Annotated in this window: 7 protein-coding genes; 6 read left to right on the top strand and 1 reads right to left on the bottom strand. The window is 69.5% G+C overall.

What is annotated here, in order from left to right:
* The coding region (locus OEY_RS0121115) for an AraC family transcriptional regulator (RefSeq protein WP_010595765.1) at nucleotides 1-812 on the top strand (812 nt) is incomplete at its 5' end.
* Nucleotides 813-818: 6 nt separating this feature from the next.
* Here the strand turns inward: OEY_RS0121115 and OEY_RS0121110 are convergent.
* Entirely contained in the window at nucleotides 819-1,589 is a 771-nt protein-coding gene (locus tag OEY_RS0121110) for an IclR family transcriptional regulator domain-containing protein (protein WP_010595764.1), read from the bottom strand.
* A gap of 197 nt (nucleotides 1,590-1,786) precedes the next feature.
* On the opposite strand from OEY_RS0121110, the gene catA reads away from it, so the two are divergent.
* The 5 genes from catA to OEY_RS0121085 all read left to right on the top strand — a co-directional run.
* Nucleotides 1,787-2,638: a catechol 1,2-dioxygenase gene (gene catA / locus OEY_RS0121105; RefSeq protein WP_010595763.1), complete on the top strand. Its 852-nt coding sequence runs from the start codon at nucleotides 1,787-1,789 to the stop codon at nucleotides 2,636-2,638.
* Nucleotides 2,639-2,765: 127 nt separating this feature from the next.
* Complete coding sequence (locus tag OEY_RS0121100; protein ID WP_010595762.1) at nucleotides 2,766-3,893, top strand: muconate/chloromuconate family cycloisomerase; 1,128 nt, start codon at nucleotides 2,766-2,768, stop codon at nucleotides 3,891-3,893.
* Nucleotides 3,894-3,963: 70 nt separating this feature from the next.
* Nucleotides 3,964-4,251, top strand: a complete 288-nt coding sequence (catC, locus tag OEY_RS0121095) for a muconolactone Delta-isomerase (protein ID WP_010595761.1) — start codon at nucleotides 3,964-3,966, stop codon at nucleotides 4,249-4,251.
* A gap of 24 nt (nucleotides 4,252-4,275) precedes the next feature.
* The gene (locus tag OEY_RS0121090; RefSeq protein WP_010595760.1) at nucleotides 4,276-5,409 is read left to right on the top strand and encodes an alkaline phosphatase family protein; all 1,134 of its coding nucleotides are present in this window, start codon (nucleotides 4,276-4,278) and stop codon (nucleotides 5,407-5,409) included.
* Nucleotides 5,410-5,474: 65 nt separating this feature from the next.
* Nucleotides 5,475-6,114: alpha/beta hydrolase (locus tag OEY_RS0121085; protein ID WP_043805645.1), on the top strand; the 640-nt coding region annotated here is incomplete at its 3' end.

Genomic DNA, 6,114 nt, shown 5'->3' with positions numbered 1-6,114 from the left:
GGTCGCTGCAGCTCGGTCCGCTGCGGCTCGCGCGTATCGGCTGGGGGGCCGAGGTCGCGGTGGATTCGGATCATCCGGGTGCGTACGCGGTCAACATCCCGCTGTCCGGCCACATCGAGTCGGTGGCGGCGGGACAGGAAGTGAGTTCCGCCCAGGGGCAGGCCTCGGTGTTCCGGCCCGACACGGCGGCGCGGATCACCCGGTGGACCGAGGACTGCGAGATCGTCGGAGTCAAGCTCGACCGTGACTACCTCGACCGCGAGATGCACCGGATCCTCGGTCGTCCCGACCTCGGGCTGCCCGACCAGGTGGACCTGACGAGCGAGGCGGGGCGGAGCTGGATGGCCCTGCTGCAGTCGGTGGTCGAGCAGCTGCGGGCGGACGAGGGGCTGTGGCGCAACCCCCTCGTCGCCGACCAGCTTTCCGGGGCGCTGACCTCGGCATTCGTGCTCGCCGTGATGCCGAACGCGGGTGCCGGCACGGCGGCGCGGCCACGGATCGTCAAGCGCGTTCTCGACCGCATCCACGAGGACCCGGCGCAGCCGTGGACCACCGCGGACATGGCCGAGCTGGCGGGTGTGAGTGTGCGCCGGCTGCAGGAGGGCTTCCGCGAGTACCTCGGTGTCTGTCCCCGCGACTACCTGCTCGATCTGCGGCTCGAGCGGATCCACGAGGAACTCGCGGCCGGCGACCCGGCGACGACGTCGGTCACGGACGTGGCCCTGCGCTGGGGGATGACCCACACCGGCCGATTCGCGGCCGCCTACCGCCGCAAGTACGGGGTGGCGCCGTCGGCGACCCTGCGGGGTTGACGCGCCCTATCCGCGGTATCCGAGGTCGGCGCCGAGGGCGTGCGCGGACTTCATCAGGCATTCCGCGGCGAGCTCGCGGAACTCCCCGGGTGTGTGCCGGGCCGTCGATGTCGAGCAGGCGAGCACGCCGACCACGGTGCCGGTCGCGTCCCGGACCGGCGCCGCGGCCGAGATCAGCCCCTCCTCGAGCTCGGCGGAGGTGAGCGCGTAGCCCTGGGCACGCACGCGCGCGAGCTCGGCGCGCAATTCGTCGGCGTTGCGCACGGTGGCGGTGGCGAGCTTCTCGAAGCGGGTCGCGGCGACGACCTGCTCGACGAGTTCCTCGGGTGCCCACGCCAGCAGCGCCCGGCCCATCGACGTGGCGTACGCCGGGACCCGGGTGCCGACCGAGACGTTGATGCTCATGATGCGGCGCACGGGGACGCGGGCGGCGTAGACGACCTCCGCGCCGTCGAGCACCCCGAGGGAGGCGGATTCGCCGGTGTACTCGGCGATCTCCACCAGTCGCGGCATGGCCGCCTCGACCAGGGCGTGGGAGGCGGAGTAGTGCTGGCCGATGCTGAGCACGCGCGGGGTCAGCGACCAGCGGCTGCCGGTGCTGGTCACGTAGCCGAGCTTCTGCAGGGTGAGCAGGATGCGGCGCACCGCAGGGCGGGACAGGTCGGTCTTCGCTGCCAGTTCGGCGAGGGACGGGGTGGGATGCCGCTCGTCGAACGCGAGCAGCACCGCGAAGCCCCGTTCGATGCTCTGGACGAAATCCCGGTCCTGACTAGGCATTGTGGTCTCCTACCTGCGGTTTCGGGCAATCCGGGCGCCCGGGTGTTGACAATCACCTGTGACTGGACGCACAGTGTGTGTACGCACTGCGATACGGAAGTACGCACAGCGTACAACCCGAGTGGCGAGAGCGCCAGCCCCGCGATCACCACCCACAGCTTTCGCGACCACCGTTCGAGCCTCGCCGAGGAGGACACATGACCACCACCGAAAACCCCACCGCCCACGCCTCGGGCAACGCCGCCACCGACAAGTTCAAGAGCGAGCGGGTCTCGTCGGACACGTCGGTCGAGCGCGCCGCTGCCATCTACAAGGACGTGCTCGGTGCGTTCGCCGAGATCATCCACAAGCACCAGGTCACCTACGACGAGTACCGGGTGCTCAAGCAGTGGATGATCGACGTCGGCGAGTACGGCGAGTGGCCGCTGTGGCTGGACGTCTTCGTCGAGCACGAGATCGAGGAAGTGCACTACAACCGCAAGCACTTCTCCGGCACCAAGGGCAGCATCGAGGGCCCCTACTACGTGCCGGACTCGCCGAAGCTGCCGGCCAAGTGCACCATGCCGATGCGCGAGCAGGACAAGGCCGCCGAGGCGCTGATCTTCAAGGGCCAGGTCACCGACCTCGAGGGCAAGGGCCTGCAGGGCGCCACCGTCGAGCTGTGGCACGCCGACGAGGAGGGCTACTACTCGCAGTTCGCCCCCGGCATCCCCGAGTGGAACCTGCGCGGCACCATCGAGTGCGACGACGAGGGCAACTTCGAGATCACCACGCTCAAGCCCGCGCCCTACAAGATCCCGGCCGACGGCCCGACCGGCTGGTTCATCGACTCCTACGGCGGCCACCCGTGGCGTCCCGCCCACCTGCACCTCATGGTGAAGGCTCCGGGCAAGCGCGCCATCACCACCCAGCTCTACTTCCAGGGCGGCGAGTGGGTCGAGGACGACGTCGCGACCGCGACCAAGCCCGAGCTGATCCTGGACCCGCAGCCGAACGCCGACGGCGTCGACGAGGTGACCTACAACTTCGCGCTCGACCCCGAGGCCTGAGCACTCCTGTGAACCGGGTCCACGAGTGGTGACGAATGCCGGTGTCCGCCAAGGGCACCGGCATTCGTCGTCGCGGAGGCCCGGCTGTTGCCCGCATCACCGCCGAAATCCGATTGTGAGCTGTTCGATGTCCGACCCCGACCTGAAGATCGTCTCGATCGATACGACGATCCTCGACGTACCGCTGGTGCGTCCCCACAAGTTCGCCACCACCACCGCCGAGAAGCAACCCATCCTGCTCGTGGCGATCACCACCGCGGGCGGGGTCACCGGCCACGGAGAGGGCGTCGTCCCCGGCGGTCCGTGGTGGGGCGGCGAATCCGTCGAGACCATGAAGGCGATCGTCGACCGCTACATCGCCCCCTACATCACCGGCCGCGGCGTCGACGAGATCAGCGGCATCATGGTCGACATCGAACGCGTCGTCTCCGGCGCCCGTTTCGCCAAGGCGGCCGTCGACGTCGCCCTGCACGACGCGTGGGCCCGCGCCCTCGGCGTCGGGGTGCACACCCTGCTCGGTGGCGCCTTCCGCACCGGCGTCGACGTACGGTGGGCGCTCGGCGCGGCACCGGTCGAAGAAATCCTCGAGGAGGTCGAGGAGAAGATGGCGGCACGGCTGAACTTCGCGTTCAAGCTCAAGATGGGCGCGCTCGACCCGAAGGTCGACACCGAACGCGTCGTCACGATCGCGCAGGCCCTCGAGGGCAAGGCTGGCGTGAGCATCGACGTCAACGCCCGCTGGGACCGGTTCACCGCGCTGCGATACGTTCCGCAACTCGTCGACGGCGGTGTCGAGCTCATCGAGCAGCCCACCCCCGGCGAGCAGCGTGAAGTGCTCGCCGAGATCAACCGGCTCGTGTCCGCCCCGGTGATGGCCGACGAGTCCGTGCAGACCCCGCACGACGCCCTCGAGATCGCCAAGCTCGGGGCCGCCGACGTCATCGCCCTCAAGACCACCAAGTGCGGTGGCCTGCAGCGCAGCAAGGAGGTCGTGGCGGTCGCGAAGGCTGCCGGAATCCGCTGCCACGGCGCCACTTCGATCGAAGGACCCATCGGCACCGCGGCATCCGTCCACTTCGCCTGCGCCGAGCCGGGAATCAACTACGGCACCGAACTGTTCGGGCCGCAGCTGTTCGCCGTCGAACTCCTGCAGACCCCGCTGGACTACTCCGAGGGTCAGGTGCACCTGCCCCAGGGACCCGGCCTCGGCGTCGAACTCGACATGGACGTCGTCAAGCACCTCGCCCGCGACTGACCACCCCCCGTGCGCGGTTCCGGTAGCACCCGCTACCGGAACCGCGCACGGCCCGAAAGGAGTACCGACCATGGCACTGTTCCACGTTCGCATGGACGTCGACATCCCCCGCGACCTCGACCCCGAGGTGCGCGCCGAGACCGTCGCGCGGGAGAAGGCATACAGCCAGGAACTGCAGCGCGAGGGCAAGTGGCGGGAGATCTGGCGCATCGTCGGCAAGTACAGCAACATCAGCATCTTCGACGTCGACTCCGCCGACGAACTCCACGAGATCCTGTGGAACCTGCCGCTGTTCCCGTACATGAACATCGAGATCATGCCGCTGACCAAGCACGGGTCCGACATCAAGGACCAGTGACGCCCGGCAGGCCATACTCGGGTAATGGACCTGCCGCTGCACGACGTCTACGCCGAACCCACCCTCGCGGATCTGATGCCGTCCGTCCTCGCGTCCGCGGGGGTGCCCGGTGAGGCCAACCGTCTCGCCCTCCCCGAGCAGTCCCGCACCGTCGTGCTGCTCGTCGACGGCATGGGGTGGAACCTCCTGCGACGAAATGCGGCCGCCGCCCCCTTTCTCACCGGCCTCGACGGCCGGCCGATCCGCGCCGGATTTCCCACCACCACCGCGGTGAGCATCGCCTCGCTCGGCACCGGCCTGGCCTCCGGCGCTCACGCCGTGACCGGCTACCAGTCCTACGTCGAGGAGATCGACGCCCCGTTCAACTGGCTGCGCTGGACCCTCGCGGGGACCGCCGTCGATCAGCGCGAGCGATTCGTCCCCGAATGGATACAGCCCCACCCGACGGTGTTCGAACGCGCCGACGCGGCCGGGCTGACGGTGACCACCGTCGTGCCCCGCAGTTTCGACGGCAGCGGCCTCACCCGGGCCGTGCTGCGCGGCGGCAACTTCGTCGGTGTCTCCGCCTACGGTGACCTGCTCGCCCACGTCGTCGCCGCCGTCACCGCCGACGACCGCACCCTCGTCTACTGCTACCTCGGCGAGGTCGACACGGTCGGGCACCTGTACGGACCCGAGTCCCCCTCCTGGACCGCGCAGCTGACCGTCGTCGACCGGTTCGTCGAGCAGCTCGTCGCCGCCCTGCCCGCCGGGACGCGGCTGCTGATCACCGCCGATCACGGCATGATCGACGCCTCCCGGGGCCGGCGCGTCGACTTCGACCATCTCCCCGCTCTCGCGGAGGACGTCGACGTGATCGCGGGCGAACCCCGCTGCCGGCATGTGCACACCCGGCGACCCGGCGCGGTGCTCGAGCGGTGGCGCAACGAACTCGGTGACGACCTGTGGGTCGGCACCCGCGACGACGTGATCGCCGGCGGACTGTTCGGCCCGGACCCCTCGCCCGCCGCGTGCCGGCGCATCGGTGACGTCGTCGCGATCGGGCTCGGCGAGTCCACGGTGATCCGTACCGACGGCGAGCTGGTCATGTCGCAGCTGCCCGGACAGCACGGTGCGCTGACCGACGAGGAGCTCCTGGTGCCGTTGCTGCAGGTCTGAGGCGGCGGATACGTGTGACGGAGAGTACCTCGACCGGGTGCCGGACCCGTCCTATCGTGGCGTACATGCGCACCCACGGATCGACGATCTGGCACTGGACGGTGAGCCTGCGGGCCATCCTCGTCTTCTGGTTCGTGCGGATCTTCGTCAAGCCGCTGTTCGCCTACTGGCCGGCCACCGACCGCGGGATCGAGGCCCTCAGCCGGCTCGACCGTCGCGTGGACAAGATGCTGCCCCGCCCGCGCAACGTCGACATCGATCCCCTCACCCTCGGCGGGGTTCCCAGTGAACGCATCGAACCGCCGCGTCCCGCCGCGGACTCCCTCGCCGGTGCGACGATCCTCTACTTCCACGGTGGCGCTTTCGTCTTCTGCGGGCTCGCCACGCACCGCACGGTGTGTTCGCTGCTCGCCACCGAATCGGGGGTGCCGGTGTACTCCGTCGCCTACCGGCAGCTACCTGTCGGTTCGATCGGGACGTCCGTCATCGACGCGATGGCCGCGTACACCGGGCTGCTCGAGACGGCCGAGGACCCCACGCGCATCGTCGTCGCCGGCGACTCGGCCGGAGGTTACCTGGCGATGAAGGTCGCCGAGATCGCCGCGCTGCGCGGCATGATCCGCCCGGCCGCGGTGATCGGCTACTCGCCGCTGCTCAACCTCGATCTCGAGGAGCACGATCCCGACTTCATGAAGCGCGACGCGT

The sequence above is a fragment of the Rhodococcus sp. P14 genome, from assembly GCF_000256505.1.
Taxonomy (GTDB): domain Bacteria; phylum Actinomycetota; class Actinomycetes; order Mycobacteriales; family Mycobacteriaceae; genus Rhodococcus; species Rhodococcus ruber.
This window is presented reverse-complemented; position numbering and strand designations above follow the sequence as displayed.